The organism is Lentzea sp. NPDC058436, assembly GCF_042721515.1.
In the GTDB taxonomy this organism is placed as follows: domain Bacteria; phylum Actinomycetota; class Actinomycetes; order Mycobacteriales; family Pseudonocardiaceae; genus Lentzea.
Genome location: NZ_JBHXLF010000024.1, coordinates 61,476 through 77,148 on the forward strand (window position 1 = coordinate 61,476; position 15,673 = coordinate 77,148).

General features: G+C 69.6%; 17 protein-coding genes and 1 pseudogene. 11 read left to right on the forward strand and 7 right to left on the reverse strand.

Annotated elements, in window-relative coordinates; all coding sequences use genetic code 11:
* Positions 1-77: 77 nt before the first annotated feature.
* Positions 78-425, forward strand: coding sequence for a sterol carrier family protein (locus ACFWN2_RS40725; protein WP_382435979.1), 348 nt, complete (start codon positions 78-80; stop codon positions 423-425).
* A 160-nt stretch (positions 426-585) separates the two neighbouring features.
* On the opposite strand, the gene ACFWN2_RS40730 is transcribed toward ACFWN2_RS40725, so the two are convergent.
* Positions 586-2,553, reverse strand: a complete 1,968-nt coding sequence (locus tag ACFWN2_RS40730) for an alpha/beta hydrolase (protein WP_382435926.1) — start codon at positions 2,551-2,553, stop codon at positions 586-588.
* Positions 2,550-2,873 carry a type VII secretion target gene (locus ACFWN2_RS40735; protein WP_382435927.1) on the reverse strand — a complete coding sequence of 108 codons (324 nt, stop codon included), beginning with the start codon at positions 2,871-2,873 and terminating at the stop codon, positions 2,550-2,552. Before ACFWN2_RS40735 ends, ACFWN2_RS40730 begins: the two co-directional genes overlap by 4 nt.
* A gap of 95 nt (positions 2,874-2,968) precedes the next feature.
* On the opposite strand from ACFWN2_RS40735, the gene ACFWN2_RS40740 reads away from it, so the two are divergent.
* The 7 genes and pseudogenes from ACFWN2_RS40740 to arfB all read left to right on the forward strand — a co-directional run bounded on the left by ACFWN2_RS40740 (position 2,969) and on the right by arfB (position 8,650).
* The gene (locus ACFWN2_RS40740; protein WP_382435929.1) at positions 2,969-3,715 is read left to right on the forward strand and encodes a maleylpyruvate isomerase N-terminal domain-containing protein; all 747 of its coding nucleotides are present in this window, start codon (positions 2,969-2,971) and stop codon (positions 3,713-3,715) included.
* Positions 3,715-4,035, forward strand: a complete 321-nt coding sequence (locus ACFWN2_RS40745; protein WP_382435931.1) for a hypothetical protein — start codon at positions 3,715-3,717, stop codon at positions 4,033-4,035. The genes ACFWN2_RS40740 and ACFWN2_RS40745 overlap by 1 nt, the downstream gene beginning before the upstream one ends.
* Entirely contained in the window at positions 4,035-4,346 is a 312-nt protein-coding gene (locus ACFWN2_RS40750) for a hypothetical protein (RefSeq protein ID WP_382435932.1), read from the forward strand. Before ACFWN2_RS40745 ends, ACFWN2_RS40750 begins: the two co-directional genes overlap by 1 nt.
* Before the next feature lie 95 nt (positions 4,347-4,441).
* On the forward strand, positions 4,442-5,968 hold the full coding sequence (purF, locus tag ACFWN2_RS40755; RefSeq protein WP_382435934.1) for an amidophosphoribosyltransferase: 1,527 nt from the start codon (positions 4,442-4,444) through the stop codon (positions 5,966-5,968).
* A gap of 13 nt (positions 5,969-5,981) precedes the next feature.
* A complete protein-coding gene (purM, locus tag ACFWN2_RS40760) occupies positions 5,982-7,058 on the forward strand; it encodes a phosphoribosylformylglycinamidine cyclo-ligase (RefSeq protein ID WP_382435935.1) in 1,077 nt (358 codons plus the stop codon).
* Positions 7,059-7,110: 52 nt separating this feature from the next.
* Positions 7,111-7,569 (forward strand): annotated as a pseudogene (locus ACFWN2_RS40765) (SigE family RNA polymerase sigma factor); the annotation flags it as partial.
* A 652-nt stretch (positions 7,570-8,221) separates the two neighbouring features.
* Complete coding sequence (arfB, locus tag ACFWN2_RS40770; RefSeq protein WP_382435937.1) at positions 8,222-8,650, forward strand: alternative ribosome rescue aminoacyl-tRNA hydrolase ArfB; 429 nt, start codon at positions 8,222-8,224, stop codon at positions 8,648-8,650.
* On the opposite strand, the gene ACFWN2_RS40775 is transcribed toward arfB, so the two are convergent.
* Positions 8,633-9,304: a response regulator gene (locus ACFWN2_RS40775; protein ID WP_382435938.1), complete on the reverse strand. Its 672-nt coding sequence runs from the start codon at positions 9,302-9,304 to the stop codon at positions 8,633-8,635. The two genes, arfB and ACFWN2_RS40775, sit on opposite strands and share 18 nt — an antisense overlap.
* Positions 9,301-10,839 (reverse strand): ATP-binding protein, encoded by a 1,539-nt coding sequence (locus ACFWN2_RS40780; protein WP_382435939.1) that lies wholly within the window; start codon positions 10,837-10,839, stop codon positions 9,301-9,303. The genes ACFWN2_RS40775 and ACFWN2_RS40780 overlap by 4 nt, the downstream gene beginning before the upstream one ends.
* A 130-nt stretch (positions 10,840-10,969) precedes the next feature.
* On the opposite strand from ACFWN2_RS40780, the gene ACFWN2_RS40785 reads away from it, so the two are divergent.
* From ACFWN2_RS40785 to ACFWN2_RS40795, 3 genes are read left to right on the forward strand one after another with little or no spacing between them, the layout of a single operon-like run.
* Positions 10,970-11,938, forward strand: coding sequence for a Bug family tripartite tricarboxylate transporter substrate binding protein (locus tag ACFWN2_RS40785; protein ID WP_382435980.1), 969 nt, complete (start codon positions 10,970-10,972; stop codon positions 11,936-11,938).
* Entirely contained in the window at positions 11,935-12,456 is a 522-nt protein-coding gene (locus tag ACFWN2_RS40790) for a tripartite tricarboxylate transporter TctB family protein (protein WP_382435940.1), read from the forward strand. The genes ACFWN2_RS40785 and ACFWN2_RS40790 overlap by 4 nt, the downstream gene beginning before the upstream one ends.
* Positions 12,457-13,968 (forward strand): tripartite tricarboxylate transporter permease, encoded by a 1,512-nt coding sequence (locus tag ACFWN2_RS40795; protein ID WP_382435941.1) that lies wholly within the window; start codon positions 12,457-12,459, stop codon positions 13,966-13,968.
* A gap of 43 nt (positions 13,969-14,011) precedes the next feature.
* Here ACFWN2_RS40795 and ACFWN2_RS40800 read toward each other — a convergent pair whose 3' ends face one another.
* From ACFWN2_RS40800 to ACFWN2_RS40810, 3 genes are all read right to left on the reverse strand, one after another.
* Complete coding sequence (locus ACFWN2_RS40800; RefSeq protein WP_382435942.1) at positions 14,012-14,524, reverse strand: BTAD domain-containing putative transcriptional regulator; 513 nt, start codon at positions 14,522-14,524, stop codon at positions 14,012-14,014.
* Entirely contained in the window at positions 14,521-14,787 is a 267-nt protein-coding gene (locus ACFWN2_RS40805; RefSeq protein ID WP_382435943.1) for a hypothetical protein, read from the reverse strand. The genes ACFWN2_RS40800 and ACFWN2_RS40805 overlap by 4 nt, the downstream gene beginning before the upstream one ends.
* Positions 14,788-15,165: 378 nt before the next feature.
* The gene (locus ACFWN2_RS40810) at positions 15,166-15,528 is read right to left on the reverse strand and encodes a hypothetical protein (protein WP_382435944.1); all 363 of its coding nucleotides are present in this window, start codon (positions 15,526-15,528) and stop codon (positions 15,166-15,168) included.
* Positions 15,529-15,673: the final 145 nt, after the last annotated feature.

The window sequence follows — 15,673 nt, forward strand, 5'->3', positions numbered from 1 at the left end:
ACCAACAGCCCCCGGAGCGCCGCCGCCCCTTCGCTAATGTGGGCGGCGTGCCAGCCAAAGCCGTCGACCCCGCCGAGATGCGCGCCGCCGTGCAGGCCGTGCTCCCCTGGCTGCGCGGTGAGGCTGACCAGCCGGAACGTCCCGCGCTCGCCGCCGCCGTCCGCCTGAGCCTGCGCACCCTGGAGCAGATCGCGCCCGGCCGCAGCGTCGAGGTGCGCGTTCCGCCGTTCGCCGCCGTGCAGTGCGTCGAGGGCCCGCGCCACACCCGCGGCACGCCCCCGAACGTCGTCGAGACCGACCCGCGCACGTGGCTGGAACTGGCCACGGGCGCCCTCGGCTGGGACGACGCCCTGGACGGCGCTCGCGTCACCGCGTCGGGGACGCGAGCCGACCTCTCACCGCTGCTGCCGGTCGTCCGGTTCTAGTGGCGTGGCTCGCAATGTCGGCGGCGTGATCCACGCTCAGCAGGACGCCTCGCGGTACCGCCCCCACGCCCACAGCCAACCAGGATGAGGACGTGGGGGCGGCACCACGATGCGCCCGTCTGACCGCGAATCACGCCGGCAACATTGCGAGCCACACCACTTAGAACCACGAGCCGATCGTCTTGATCGCGCCGCCGACACCCTCGACGACGTCCCTGCCCAGCTCCACCGCGTTGCCCACGGTGTCGACCACGACGTCACCGACATCGCTCGCGACCTCGCCGACGGTGTTCGCCGCGTGCCCGGCCGCGTCGCCCCACCGGCCGTTCGAGATGTCGTCCACGACCTGACCGCCACCGCGCCAGACGTCCTCGCCGATGTCGACGACCTCCTTGCCGGTGTTGACGCCCCAGTCGATGATCGGGCCCGCCACCGGCAGGTCCGAACCGGGCACCTCGACGGGCTGCGGCGAGTCCTGCCAGCGCTGCTCGGTGACGTTCGCGCCGTCGCCGTTCGCGATCCTGGCGAGGTTCTGCAGCGACTCGGAGTCCTTGTCGTAGTACGACGAGTGGGCGTGCCCGATCCACGACTCACCGGACGTGCCGAACGTCTTGCCGCCGAACGAGGAGTCGTACGGACCGGTCGACGACCCGTCCTTGGTGAACCAGTCGCCACTGGTCGCCTGGATGACCGGGTCGTGCTCGGTGCCGCCGACGTAGACGTGCCCGGCGCCGGCCGAGAGCTGGTCGACGTTGGACGCGCCGACGCCCGGCGAGCCGACGAACACGATGTCGTCCGCCTTCAGGCCGTTGTCCATCGCGGAGTAGCCGACGACCGTGCTGCCGTAGCTGTGGCCGATCACCGTGACGTGCGCGTCGGGGTTGGCGGTGCGGTAGCCCTCGACGTCCTTCGCAAGGATCGCGCCACCCTCGCGGGCCTGCTCGGGGTCGTTCACCTGTCCTGGCAGGAACTCCGGCGCGTCGTAGCCGAGCCACTGGATCGCGACGCCGTTCGGGCCCATCTCCGCGCTGAGGTTCGCGGCCTGGTCCAGGCCGAAGCTGCTGAGCTTGGACGTGGTGCCCGGCACGCACACGGCCACGTTGTCGGCCTCGTCCGGGTTGCCGAACGCCACGGCGATCGCGCCTTCCTTGGCGCCGGCGCCGTCCGGGCTCCACGCGAGGACGTAAGCCTTCTTCTCGCTCGTCGCGAGCTTGTCGGCCTCCCTAAGCGCACCGTTCGCGTCGTCCGCGTTCTTCGCCCGGCGAGCCGCTTCGTCGTACTGCGACATCAGCTGTGAACCCTGGGCGTCGTTGCGCAGGGCTCGCTGGCCTTCGGACGAGTTCGGGTCGACCCCGAGCTCGCGGGCACGGTCGGCGAGCTGCTGCTTGAGCTGGTCCTTCTCCGCGTTGAACCGCGCCGCGTCCTCCGGGATGCGCTTGCGGTTCGCGTAGTCCAGCACCTCGGCCGGCAGGCCGCGGAGCTGGCCGAGCTCCTGGTACTTGGTGTTCTTGAGCGCTTCCTGCTGCTCCTTGCTGAGCGACTTCCACCAGTCGGCGACGGCCTTGGGGTCCGAGCCCGGCGGCGGCACCGGCGGCAGCGCGCCACCCGCACCGCCGGCCTGGGCGGCACGGCTCCAGCCGCTGTCCGAGTGCGCCGACTCCTCGAAGCCGGGCGGGATCCTCGTCAGCGCGCTCGCGTAGGAGCGCAGAACGTTGTCGTAGCCCGACTTCACGTTGTTCAGCGCGTTGTTGACCTGGTTCGCGAGCTGACGGGTCTGCTCGGCGTCCAGGCCCGGCGGGCGGCCGCGCCACACGCCGATCGCCTGGTCCGCCGCACCCCGCATCTGGCCGTAGGCGCGGGAAGCGGCCTGGACGATGTCGACACCCGCGCCGAGTCGTTCGGCAGCGGCCTTGGCGGCGTTCGCGGACAGCTGGGCGCGAGCGGTGAACTTGGCGGCGGCGTCACCGGTCCAGTTGCTGACGGCGGTCTTCCCGCCGTTGGCGACGGACTCGCCCGCGCGCCCGACCGCGCTGATCGCGCCGGTGATCGGGTCGGCGGCGGAGGCGATGCGGCCGACGTCGCCGGACGCCAGCCTGCCGTACAGGCTCTCGGGATCCGTGAAGCTCACTTGCCGCCCCCAAAACCGCTCAGAAGCTTCTTCAACACGGACGCGTGGTCGTCGTCGGTGCGCTGGTAGGACTCGGCGTTCGACACGAGACCCTCCGCAGCGTCGGTGATCCAGGCGGATCCGCGCTGCAGGTCCTGGGAGTGCGTGCCGACGAACTTCGCCAGCGCGTCCGCGAACTCCGCGGCGGCGTCGACCTCACCGAGCGCGCCCGCGTCGAGCCGGAGCATCGAGATCATCTCGGCCGCCTCGCGCACCGCGTCGGAGCCGTTGCCGAACTCCTTGGACGCGTTGCGCAGCAGGTCTGGCTCAACGCCGAACATCGCCACCCCCGTGTTGGTCCTCGATCACTGCGACGCGAATACATCATCGCCGGTTCCCCACTCGCGTGATGAACGTTTCGGGCACGATGTGGTTCATGGTGCAGACAGGGTGGACGGCCCAGCGGTGGACCGCTGTGTTCATCGAGCAGGCCGAGATGTTCCGCAAGGCCGTGGCGGAGGCCGACCCGGCGGCCGAGGTGCCGACGCGGCCCGGCTGGACCGTCCAGGACCTGGTCATCCACCTCGGGCGCTTCCTGGAGACCTCCACCCCGTACCTGCGCACGGGCAGCCGCACCGCCCTGCAGCCGCCGGCCCCGCAGGCGGGCCTGTCGCCGCTCGAATACCTCGATCTGCAGATCACCGCCGCCGCCGAGATCATGACCGCCGTGCCGGGGAACCGGCCCGTCTGGACGTTCTCGCCGGCCGCGCCCGACCTCGCGTGGGTGTGGCACCGCCGGATCGCGCACGAGACCGTGCTGCGCCGGTTCGACGCGCAGACGGTCGTCCGCGGGGTCGTGGCCACCGATGCCGACCTCTGCGCCGACGGCATCGACGAGGTGCTGACGACGATCGTCGCGGCCAAGCTCGACGGCGACGTGCCGAACCTCGTGTCGGGTACCGCGACGGTGCGGCCGACGGACGTGCCGGAGTCGTGGTTGATCTCCCTGGCGACGGAGGAGGCGCCGGAGGTCCGTGCCGCCGCTCCCGGCGAGGAGGGCGACGCGCAGGTGACCGGTGAGGCCGAGCTCGTCTACTTCTGGCTCTGGAACCGCATGAACTTCAAGGAGATGTCCGGCGACCAGCGCGTGCTGGACGTTCTCCAGGTCGGGCGGGGGCACTGATGCGCAAGCTCGCGGTCGTCCTGGCCGGCTGCCTGGTGTTGACCGGCTGCTCCGCGTCCTGGCAGCAGGAGGTCCGGTACAGGATCGCCGAGCTCGACACCAGCAACTCGCCCACCGAGTACTTCCGGCTCGAACTGGTGGGGGACGCGCCCGGTGGTGCTCTGGCAGCCGAGCAGCTGAAGTTGCAGCTCATGCAGACGTCCGAGATCGAGGGCGCTCAGGTCGGTGACGAGGTGCTCTGCGCCGCCGAGCAGGAGAAGGGGAACGCGTTCGGGAACTCGAACGTCGTGACGCACTTGAGGAAATGTAGAAAGGCGTGATGCGGAAGACCATCGCGGCACTCGCCGGCTTGCTCGCGTTAGCCGGCTGCAGCTCGAACTGGCAGGGCGACGTCTCCTTCAAGGTCGCCGAGTTCTACGACCACAAGATCGACGAGAGCGGCGCGGTCGAGAAGCGCGTCCGGCTGGAACCCGTCGGTTCGCTGCCCGAGGACGCGGAACAAGATCAGCTCAAGGGCCTGTCCGTGCAGGAGCACGAGATCGCCGGCACGGTCGGGGTGAACGACGGGGTGGTCTGCGCAGCGTCCTACGAGTCGGACAGGACGACGCTCAGCGGGTGCAAGAAGGCCTGAAGTGGGCCGAAGGCATGAGTTTCATCACCTCACCAGGGGTCTGAGGGGGGTCTACCACGTGCTGCGCCACTTACACTCGGGTTGCAGCCAGCCCCATGCGTGAGGGAGCCAATTCGGTGGTCGACGACCATTCCCAGTCCGAACAGGAACCCCGTGAGGAGTGCGGCGTCTTCGGCGTCTGGGCTCCCGGTGAAGACGTCTCGAAGATGACCTACTACGGCCTCTACGCCCTGCAGCACCGCGGGCAGGAGGCGGCCGGCATCTCGGTCGGAGACGGGACGCAGGTCGTCGTCTTCAAGGACCTCGGTCTCGTCAGCCAGGTGTTCGACGAGCAGGTCCTGCAGTCGCTCAAGGGCTACGTGGCCGTCGGCCACTGCCGCTACTCCACCACCGGGTCCACGACCTGGGAGAACGCGCAGCCGACGTTCCGCACGACGGCCACCGGAAGCGCGCTGAGCCTCGGCCACAACGGCAACCTGGTGAACACCGCCGAACTGCTGGAGAAGGCCAAGGGCCTCGGCATCAGCAGCCGCAACGGCGCGACGACCGACTCGGACATCCTCACCGCGCTGCTCGCCCACGCGGCGGCCGACAAGGGCATCGAGCAGGCCGCCCTGGAACTGCTGCCCACGGTCAAGGGCGCGTACTGCCTCACGTTCTCCGACGAGTCGACGCTGTACGCGGCGCGCGACCCGCACGGCGTCCGCCCGCTGGTGCTCGGCCGGTTGGAACGCGGCTGGGTCGTGGCGAGCGAGACGGCGGCGCTCGACATCGTCGGCGCGAGCTTCGTGCGCGAGGTCGAGCCCGGTGAGCTCATCGCGATCGACGAGGACGGCCTGCGGTCGTCCCGGTTCGCCACCCCCGAGCCCAAGGGCTGCATCTTCGAGTACGTCTACCTGGCGCGCCCCGACACCACGATCGCCGGCCGCGGGGTGCACGCCACCCGCGTCGAGATCGGCCGCCGCCTCGCCAAGGAGCACCCGGTCGAGGCCGACCTGGTGATCCCCGTGCCGGAGTCCGGCACGCCCGCCGCCATCGGGTACGCGCAGGCCAGCGGCATCCCGTACGGGTCTGGCCTGGTCAAGAACGCCTACGTCGGCCGGACGTTCATCCAGCCGTCGCAGACCATCCGCCAGCTCGGCATCCGGCTGAAGCTGAACCCGTTGCGCGACGTCATCCGCGGCAAGCGCCTGGTCGTCGTGGACGACTCGATCGTGCGCGGCAACACCCAGCGCGCGCTCGTCCGCATGCTCCGCGAGGCCGGTGCGCTGGAGGTGCACGTCCGGATCGCCTCGCCGCCCGTGAAGTGGCCGTGCTTCTACGGCATCGACTTCGCCTCGCGGGCAGAGCTCATCGCGAACGGCCTGGACGACGACGGCATCCGCCGCTCGGTCGGCGCCGACTCGCTCGGGTACGTGTCGCTGGAGCAGCTCGTCGCGGCCACCGAACAGCCCAAGACGCGGCTGTGCTCCGCCTGTTTCGACGGCGAGTACCCGATCGAACTGCCGCAGGACGCGCTCATCGGCAAGCACCTGCTGGAGGGCCTCAAGGGCGTGTCGGGCTCAGCCTCTCCCGTCCTGCCCAACGGCTATGGTGCCGAAGACGCTCTGCGTCGCCCCTGAGCACCCGAGATCAATGGAAGAAGTTGACGTGACCGACAGCGCCAAGGCCACCTACGCCGCCGCCGGAGTCAGTATCGCCGCAGGTGACGAGGCGGTGGAGAAGCTCAAGCCGTGGGCGGCCAAGGCGCACCGGCCCGAGGTGCTCGGTGGCATCGGTGGCTTCGCCGGCCTGTTCCAGCTCAAGCTCGACCGCTGGAAGGAGCCGGTCCTCGCCTCGTCCACGGACGGCGTCGGCACCAAGATCGCGATCGCGCAGGCGCTCGACAAGCACGACACCGTCGGCATCGACCTGGTCGCCATGATCGTGGACGACCTGGTCGTGTGCGGCGCCGAGCCGTTGTTCGTGCAGGACTACATCGCGGTCGGCAAGGTCGTCCCCGACCGGATCGCGTCGCTGGTCAAGGGCATCGCCGAGGGCTGCGTCCAGGCAGGCTGCGCGCTGCTCGGCGGCGAGACCGCCGAGCACCCCGGCCTGATGGGCGACGACGACTACGACATCTCCGGCACCGGCGTCGGCGTGGTCGAGCAGTCGAAGCTGCTCGGCCCTGACCGCGTCCGCGACGGTGACGTCGTGATCGCGATGGGCTCGTCCGGCCTGCACTCCAACGGCTACTCGCTCGCCAGGCACGTGCTGCTGGAGATCGCGCGCATGCCGCTGGAGGGCCACGTCGAGGAGTTCGGCCGCACCCTCGGCGAGGAGATGCTGGAGCCGACCAAGATCTACGCCAAGGACTGCCTCGCGCTGATCGCCGAGACCGAGGTCCGCGGGTTCTCCCACGTCACCGGTGGTGGCCTGGCGGCGAACCTGGCCCGCGTCCTGCCGGAGGGCCTGCACGCGAAGCTCGACCGCGGCACCTGGACGCCCGCGCCGGTGTTCCAGCTCATCGCCCAGCGCGGCCGCGTGGAGCGCGAGGAGATGGAGAAGGCGTTCAACATGGGCGTCGGCATGGTCGCCGTCGTCGCGCCGGAGGACGTCGACCGCGCGCTGGCCGTCCTCACCGCCCGCCACGTGCCGGCGTGGGTGCTCGGCGAGATCTCGAAGTCCGACGAGGGCGGCGCCGCACTGGTTGGCGATCACCCGCGTTTCTGAGGCAACCTCCTGAACCGGTCGCCGCGTACTAAGCGGCGACCGAGGAGGGGACTTGGACCGGGACCGCGAGTTCGGGGAGTTCGTCGACGCACGTGCTCTTGTCATGCGCCGCACGGCCTACCTGCTGTGCGGCGACTGGCATCGCGCGGAAGACATCGTGCAGACCGCGCTGATCAAGATGTACGTGGCGTGGTCGCGCGTCCGCAAGGACAGCGCGGACGCCTACGCGCGCAAGGTGCTCGTGCGCACCGCGATCGACGAGACCCGGCGCGGCTTCTTCCAGCGCGAACGGACCGTTGACGCCGTGCCCGAACGCGCCGTCGCGGACTCCGCCTCCGACCTGGACCTGCGCGAGGCCCTCGACGCGTTGCCACCGGGGCAACGCGCCGTCGTCGTGCTGCGGTACTGGGAGGACCTGAGCATCACCGAGACCGCCCGCATCCTCGGCAGGACGGAGGGCACGGTGAAGAGCCAGGCCGCCAAGGGGCTCGCCGCGTTGCGTGACCTGCTGGAGGACGAGCCGGAGCTGCGCGTCCACCGCTCCGAGGTCATCCGCAAGGGCAAGACCAAGCTCGTGCGCAGGCGCACCGCGATCGCGTCGGCGCTGACGTTCGTGCTGCTGGCCGGGCTGGGCACCGCCGGGTACCTGGCGCAGTCGCACGACAGCGCAGGATCCGCGACGTTCGCGACGCTGAACCGCAACGTCGCGCTGGCCCAGGTCCTGCGGGACGCGAACGTCGTTCCTGAGGGGGTCGTGGTGGACGACTTCGCGGAGAGCAGGGCGATGACCTACCGCTCGGCGAACGGGTCCCCGTACGCCGCGGTGCGCCTGACCGACGCGCTGGGCACGAGCGGCCTGAAGGTCGCGATCGACCGCACCACCCCCCCGCAGTACCTCATCTGCCCTCAACCTGGGTCGGCACGGGACTGCTACGTCGACCCCGCCACCGGCTACCACGTACGGACCAACTTCCTGGAGGAGCCCGGCGGCGCCATCGTCTGGGTCGCCGAGGTGGTGCGCCCGAACGGCATGCGCGTCGAGGTCAGGAGCGACAACCGCGACCCCGCGACCGACGCCGTGACCAGGCCGGAACCGGTCCTGGGCAGGGACGCGGTCATAAAGATCGCGACATCGCCGGGTCTGACCTTCTAACCTTGAGGGCATGAACGACGTGACCGTGACGAGGACGCTGGTGCTGCCGGCGGCCGAGTTGCGCGAACGTTTTTCCAGGTCAGGTGGGCCGGGCGGGCAGGGAGTGAACACGGCGGACAGCCGCGTGGAGCTCTCGTTCGACCTGGCTGCCTCGCCGTCGATCCCCGAGCACCTCAAGAGCCGCATGCTCGACCGGCTGGCGAACAGGCTGGTCGACGGCGTGCTCACGATCGCCGCGTCCGAACACCGCGCGCAGCTGCAGAACCGCGCCGCCGCTCGTGAACGCCTCGCCGCGATCCTGCGGGCGGCCGCCGCTCCGCCGCCTCCGGTGCGCAGGGCGACCAAGCCCACCAGGGGGTCGCAGGAACGCCGCATCGCCTCGAAGAAGCGCCGTGCGGACACCAAGAAGGGCCGCGGCCGGTCAGGCTCCTGGGACTAACGCGTAGATCCGTTCCGGACGGCCGGTTCCGCCGTACCGGAGCCGGACCTCGGCCCGTCCCATCGACACGAAATGTTCCAGGTACCGGCGCGCGCTCACCCGTGCGACACCGGTCGACGAGGCGCACTCCGACGCCGACAACCCCTCCGGGTGCGACCGCAGCGCGTTCTCGACGAGCCGCGCGGTCTCCGGCGTCAAACCCTTGGGCAGCAACGGCTTCGAGGTCGGACGCGCGCCGAACACCTGGTCCACGTCCGCCTGCCCGGCCGCGTCGAGTCCGTGGAACCGCTCCCGCAGCGAGGCGAAGTGCGCGAGCTGGTCGCGCAGGGCCGAGTAGTCGAACGGCTTGATCAGGTAGTGCAGCACGCCGCCGCGCATCGCACTGCGCACGGTGTCTACGTCGGTCGCGGCCGTGATCACGATGACGTCCACGTCCTCGTTGGCGCGCAACGACTTCAGCACTTCGAGTCCGTTGACGTCCGGCAGGTAGATGTCGAGCAGCACCAGGTCCGGCTTCAACGCCGCGACGGCCTTCAGCGCGTCCGCGCCGTTGTGCGCGACACCGGCGACCTCGAACCCCTCGGTGCGCGCGACGTATCCACTGTGGACCTTCGCCACCATGAAGTCGTCGTCGACGACCAGCACCCGGATCACCAGGGCAGCCTTGCCGTGAAGACCGACCCGGACACGCTCACCGAACCGCCGCGCCGCAGGCACGCCCGCCTGATCAGCGCGAGGCCGAGGCCGCGTTCGCCGTGGGATGCCGCCTTGGTCGTGAACCCGTGCCGGAACACCTCTTCCGCGAGTTCGGGCGCCACCCCCGGGCCCGAGTCCCGCACCACGACCTGGACCTCGTCGTCCAGCTGCACCACACCCACCTCGATCCACTTGCCGGCCCCGTTGGTGTTCAACGAGCTCAGCGCGTCCAACGCGTTGTCGACGAGGTTTCCCAGCACCATCACCAGGTCCGCGGACAGCTCCTCGTCGACCCTGCCCAGCACGCTGTCCGGGCCCATCCGCAGCGCCGTGCCGCGTTCGGCCGCGAGCGACGCCTTGGCGATGAGCAGCGCGGCCACGGAGGGGTCGCCGATCGACGAACCGACCTCCGTCCGCCACTGGTCCTGCGCCGAGCTGATCTGGTGAATGTAGTTGGTGACCTCGTCGTACTCCTTCAACGAGATCAGCCCGGCGATGGTGTGCAGCCGGTTCGCGAACTCGTGGGCCTGCGCCCGCAGCGTGTCCGTCGCGTGCTGCGAGGCGTCGAGTTCGTGTTGCAGCGCAAGGAGTTCCGTGCGGTCGCGCAACGTCACGACCGCGCCCTCTCCGCCGTCGATCGGCATGCGGTTCAACGTCAGCACGACGCCCTGCCGCAGCACCAGCTGGTCGACGCCGGTCGCGCGGCCCGTCAGCACGTCGCGCAGCCGGTCGTTGAGCTCCAGCTCCTCGACCGAACGCCCGACCGCGTCCTCCGGCAACGCCAGCAGGTCGCTCGCGTGGTCGTTGACCAGCGTGATCCGGTTCTGCCCGTCGAGACCGACGACGCCCTCGCGGATGCCGTGCAGCAACGCCTCGCGGTTCTCGACCAGCGCGGTGATCTCGTGCGGCTCCAGTCCGAGCGTCTGGTTCTTCACGCGCCTGGCCAGCAGCAACGACCCGGTGACGCCGATGATCAGCGCGATCGCCAGGTACCGCAGCACGTCGACGGGCTGCTCCAGCGCGCCGGCGAAGATGCCGGGGTCCTCGGCGCCCGCGATCACCATGCCGTTGACCCGGCGGCTGACCGGGTCGAACACCGGCACGTGCGCCTCGATCGAGTCGCCGATCGTGCCAGTCCAGGACCTGCCCTCCAATGCGGTGTCCCTGGTGTCCAGAGTGGACCCGATCTGCGACGGGTCCGGTGAGGCGATCACGAGCTGCTTGTCGTTGAGGATCAGCACGTAGGAGGCGCCGGACAGGCTGCGGGCCGTCTCGGCGGGCGCGGACAGCTCGCGCCAGTTGCCCATCCGCTCCTGGACCAGCGAGTTCGCGGCCACCGTCTCGGCGACCGACAGCATCCTGCGTTCCTCGTTGGAGCGAAAGTTGCTGCCCGTCTGGACGACAGTCAGCGCGCCCACCGCGCACAGTAGCAACGTGACGACTACGAGTTGCCATGCGAGGAGTTGACTGGCCAGGGAACGGCTGCGACGCATGTGACCTCCCGTGACCAGAAAGACCGAAAGAAACCTTGAGAGCGCAAGAGCGACATCAAGGTTTACACGAGAGCAACATGTCCAACCACGCGGACGAGAGGCGGGGATCACAGTGTCGGTGAAGGTGTGGGTGGCGGTGGCGACGGCGTTGCTCGCCGTCCTGCTCGTGCCACCGCTGCTGACGCCGGGTGCGGACAGCGGTGACACGAACCAGGTGCGGGCGTTGCGGGTGCTGGTCCCGAACGCACCGGGCGGCGGTTACGACATCACCGCGCGCACCGCGGCGAAGGCCATGGAGGACGCTGACCTGCTGCGCAACGCCGAGGTGTTCAACCTCCCCGGCGCGGGCGGCACGGTCGGACTCGGCCGCACGGTCGGTGAGCGCGGCAACGGCAAGCTGATCATGTCGATGGGCCTGGGCGTCGTCGGCGCGGTGTACACGAACAAGTCGCCGAACTCGCTGCTCGACACGACCCCGATCGCGAAGCTGATCGAGGAACCGGACATCGTCGTGGTCGCGAAGGACTCGCCGTACACGTCGATGCAACAACTGGTCGACGCGTGGAAGGCGAACCCCGGCACCGTGACGGTCGGCGGCGGTTCGGCCCCCGGCGGCCCCGACCACCTCGCGCCGATGCTGATCGCGAAGGCGGTCGGCCTGGAGCCGAAGACGGTCAACTACATCCCGTTCGACGGCGGAGGCGAGCTGCTGGCCAGCGTTCTGGGCGGCAAGGTCGCGTTCGGCGTCTCGGGCGTCGGCGAGTACCGCGACCAGATCCAGGCCGGCACGTTGCGGGTGCTCGCGGTCACGAGCAAGGACCGCATCGAGGGCATCGACGCGCCGACGCTGAAGCAGTCCGGTGTGGACGTCGAGTTCACGAACTGGCGCGGCATCGTCGCACCGCCCGGCATCTCGCCGACGGACAAGGCGAAGCTGGTCGAGGTGTTCCAGAACCTCCAGAGGACGCCGCAGTGGAAGGAAGCCCTGCAGCGCAACGGCTGGACGGACGCCTTCGCGCCGGGAGACGAGTTCGGGACCTTCCTGGAGAACGAGAACAAGCGGGTGGCAACGGTGCTCAAGGACTTGGGGCTGGCATGACGACCGTGACCGAGCCGGACCAGCGCAGGAGCTGGTTCCGCGAACACTCCGAGCTGGGCATCTGCGTCCTGCTGGTCGTGCTCGGCGTACTGGTGCTCACCGACGCGCTGAGCATCCCCACCGACTTCGCCCAGCGCGGCCCCGTCGGCCCGAAGGCCGTGCCGATCCTCGTCGGCTCGTTGCTGCTGATCGTCGCCGCCCTGCTGGCCCGCGACGTCCTGCGCGGCGGCAAGGGCGAGGCGGAGGCCGGCGAGGACGTCGACCTGTCCGCACCCGCCGACTGGCGCACGGTCCTGTTGCTGTGCGGCGCTTTCCTCGCGAACGCCGCGCTGATCGGCGTGGTCGGCTTCCCGATCTCCGGCGCGATCCTCTTCTGGGGCTCGGCCTACGCCCTCGGCAGCCGCAACCTGGTGCGCGACCCGTTGATCGCGGCAGGCCTGTCGATCTTCACGTTCGTCATGTTCAACAACCTGCTCGGCGTCCCGCTCCCCGGTGGCCCGTTGATGGAGGTGTTCTAGGTGGAACAACTGCTCGACGGCTTCGCCACGGCGCTGACGCCGACACACCTGCTGCTCGCCGCCGTCGGCGTGCTGCTGGGCACCGCGATCGGTGTCCTGCCGGGCATCGGCCCGGCCATGGCGGTGGCGCTGCTGCTGCCCGTCACCTACGGCATGGAGCCGACCGGCGCGTTCATCATGTTCGCGGGCATCTACTACGGCGGCATGTTCGGCGGCTCGACCACCTCGATCCTGCTGAACACACCAGGCGAGAGCGCAGCGGTCGTAGCCGCGTTCGAAGGCAATCCCATGGCCCGCAAGGGCCGTGGGGCGCAAGCGCTTGCCGCAGCCGCCATCGGTCACTTCACCGGCGGCATCATCGGCACGCTGCTGATCGTCCTGCTCGCCCCGTTCGTGGCGAAGCACGCGGTCGACATCGGCGCCCCCGACCTGTTCGCCGTCATGGTGCTGGCGTTCATCGCCGTCACCTCGGTCCTGGGCGCCTCCCGGATCCGCGGCGTCGCGTCGTTGCTCATCGGCCTGACTTTGGGCCTGGTCGGCTTGGACGAGATGACCGGCCAGCAGCGCCTCACGTTCGGCTCGCTGCACCTGGCCGACGGCATCGACATCGTCGTGGTCGCCGTAGCCCTGTTCGCCGTCGGCGAGGCCCTGTGGGTAGCGGCTCACCTGCGCCGCAAGCCGTTCGAACCGATCCCCGTCGGCCGCCCGTGGCTGTCTCGTGCGGACCTCAAGCGCACCTGGAAGCCCTGGCTGCGCGGCCCGGTGATCGGCTTCCCGTTCGGCGCGATCCCGGCAGGCGGCGCGGAGATCCCGACCTTCCTGTCCTACGTGACGGAGAAGCGGCTCTCCAAGCACAAGGACGAGTTCGGCAAGGGCGCCATCGAGGGCGTCGCGGGCCCGGAGTCCACGGCCTCAGCCTCCGCCGCCGGCACCCTCGTCACGATGCTGACCCTGGGCCTGCCCACCACGGCGGTAGCGGCCGTCATGCTCGCGGCGTTCCAGCAGTACGGCATCCAGCCGGGCCCGCTCCTGTTCCAGCGAGAGTCCGGCCTGGTCTGGGCGCTGATCGCGTCGCTGTTCATCGGCCTGACCCTGCTGCTGGTGCTGAACCTGCCTCTCGCACCCCTGTGGGCGAAGCTGCTGCGCATCCCGCGGCCGTACCTGTACGCGGGCATCCTGTTCTTCGCCTCGGTCGGCGCCTACGCGGTCAACGCGGACATCTTCGACCTGCTGCTGATGTTCGTGATCGGCCTGCTCGGCTTCGGCATGCGCCGCTACGGCCTGCCGGTGCTGCCCGCGATCATCGGCGTGATCCTCGGCCCGGCCGCGGAACAGCAGATGCGGCGCTCGTTGCAGCTGTCCGACGGCTCGCTGACCGGCCTGGTCAACAGCCCGATGGCGGTCGTGGTCTACGTGGTGATCCTGGTGATCCTGTTCTTCCCGCTGATCAAGAGGTTCCTGCCGAAGCCCCCTGCTACTTCGGAGTCCGAACGCGAGAAGGTCGACGCCTGATCGCGTTCTGAAGAAAGCCCCCGCTCTCCCGGCGGGGGCTTTCTCACGCGCTGCGCACGATCAGGATCGCGAACGGTTTGTCGTCCTCAGGGCCGCGCACCGCGAGCTCGGTCTGCTCGCGCAACGTCGCCCACAGCTCCATCACACGAGCCACCTGTGGCTCGGACAGCCCGCAGGTGCTCACGAACGCCCGAACCTGGCCGGGCTTCGTCGGCAGCTTGCCGCGCTTGAGCAACGAGTAGACCTGGCTGCGCGGCAACAACACCGGACCCGCACGCCGCGAAAGCTCGGGCAGGCTCAGCCCGGACCGCACGTGGACGGTCCGCAGCAGCTCCACGAACTCGGCCTCGGTCGCCGCCCGCAACTCGGCCGTCGACGTCGCGATCAACGGCCGCACAGGCTCGGGGTCGATGCCGAGCTCCGCTCCGAGGATCGCGTGGACCTCGCGGTACGCGGCGATCGCCTCCGCGCGCCGGCCCGGTCTCGACAGGGCGAGCAGCAGCTGCGGCCAGAGGCGGTTCAGCCGTTCCACCGCGTCGCCCTCCTGGCCCGTCATCGCTGGTCTTCCTCCCAGAGCACCATCGGACCCGCCGGCGGCAGCGGGCCGAACCTCGCGGTGAACGGCCGGCTGCGGCTCAGCGTGATCGTCACCGCGAGCACGGCGGCCGTGGTGGACACGGCGACGACCGGCGAGTGGTCGTGCGCGAGCATCCACGCGGTGAAGACGAAGGCGGCCGCCGCCAGCAGGACCGTGCTGGTGCCGGAGGTGGCACAGCGCCTGCGCGGGTGCAGCGCCCCGTTGTAGGGCGTAGTGGTCATCGAAACTCCTGGAAAGGGCTCGGCGCGTCACCGTGCGCCGAAGGGGACCAGCTGGTGTGGGAACAGCTCCGAGCCGGATGTGCGGAATGCGTCCACGCGGGCAATTGGCGTTGCCGCGGAACTCGGCGACATAACAGCTCTACTACGAGGATGTCACTCACACGGGTGATTGCCAACTGAATCACCGTCCAGGTTTTTTCGCGTTCTGTGCAACGGCGTCCGAACTCGCCCAACGGAGTCTGAATGACCAGTTTCTGGCAACTTTCGCGGAGCCTCTGACCACGTTGTCGGCATTTGTTCGTATTGACAACGTCCAATGCCGTCCAACTGTCTGGTCGACGTCGGGGTGGACCGTTAGGCTCGCGCACGGCCGGAGCGTCATTCCGGTGGTGAGAAACCCCTGGCCGAGCTTGGGACCAGCTGAGCAGCGGGGTGCGGCCTCCTGTTGGCGCGGGAGGCCGTCACACGCCGCCACTGCTCCACCCAGCCGTCGAGCGCTTCCGCCGGCTCTCCGCAGCCGGTGAGGAAGGCCCTGAGCTTGTCCTCCTGCTTGGGCGGCCGGTCGGTGCACATGGCGTGCGCGCTGCTCTTCGCCAGCGCGAACTCACCCGCGTTGATCGAGACCTCCCGGAACGAAAGTCCTCTCAAGAGGCGCAGCTGGTTCAGTGCGCAGATGAACTCGGTGCGAGTGCTGGCGCGGCATGCCGTCGCGAAAGGACTGTCGTCCTCGCTGGGCGACATCGTGTTCGGTCCTCCTGCTGAGGGCGTTCTTCTTCCTTTCTCCGTGTAACGAACGGTGCGGCGTCCGCGAGAAAGGAAGAGGTGTTCGACTGTGTGAACGCGGATCCTACCTCCGTGTCCAGCGTCTTTGTCGAACCGATCCGTC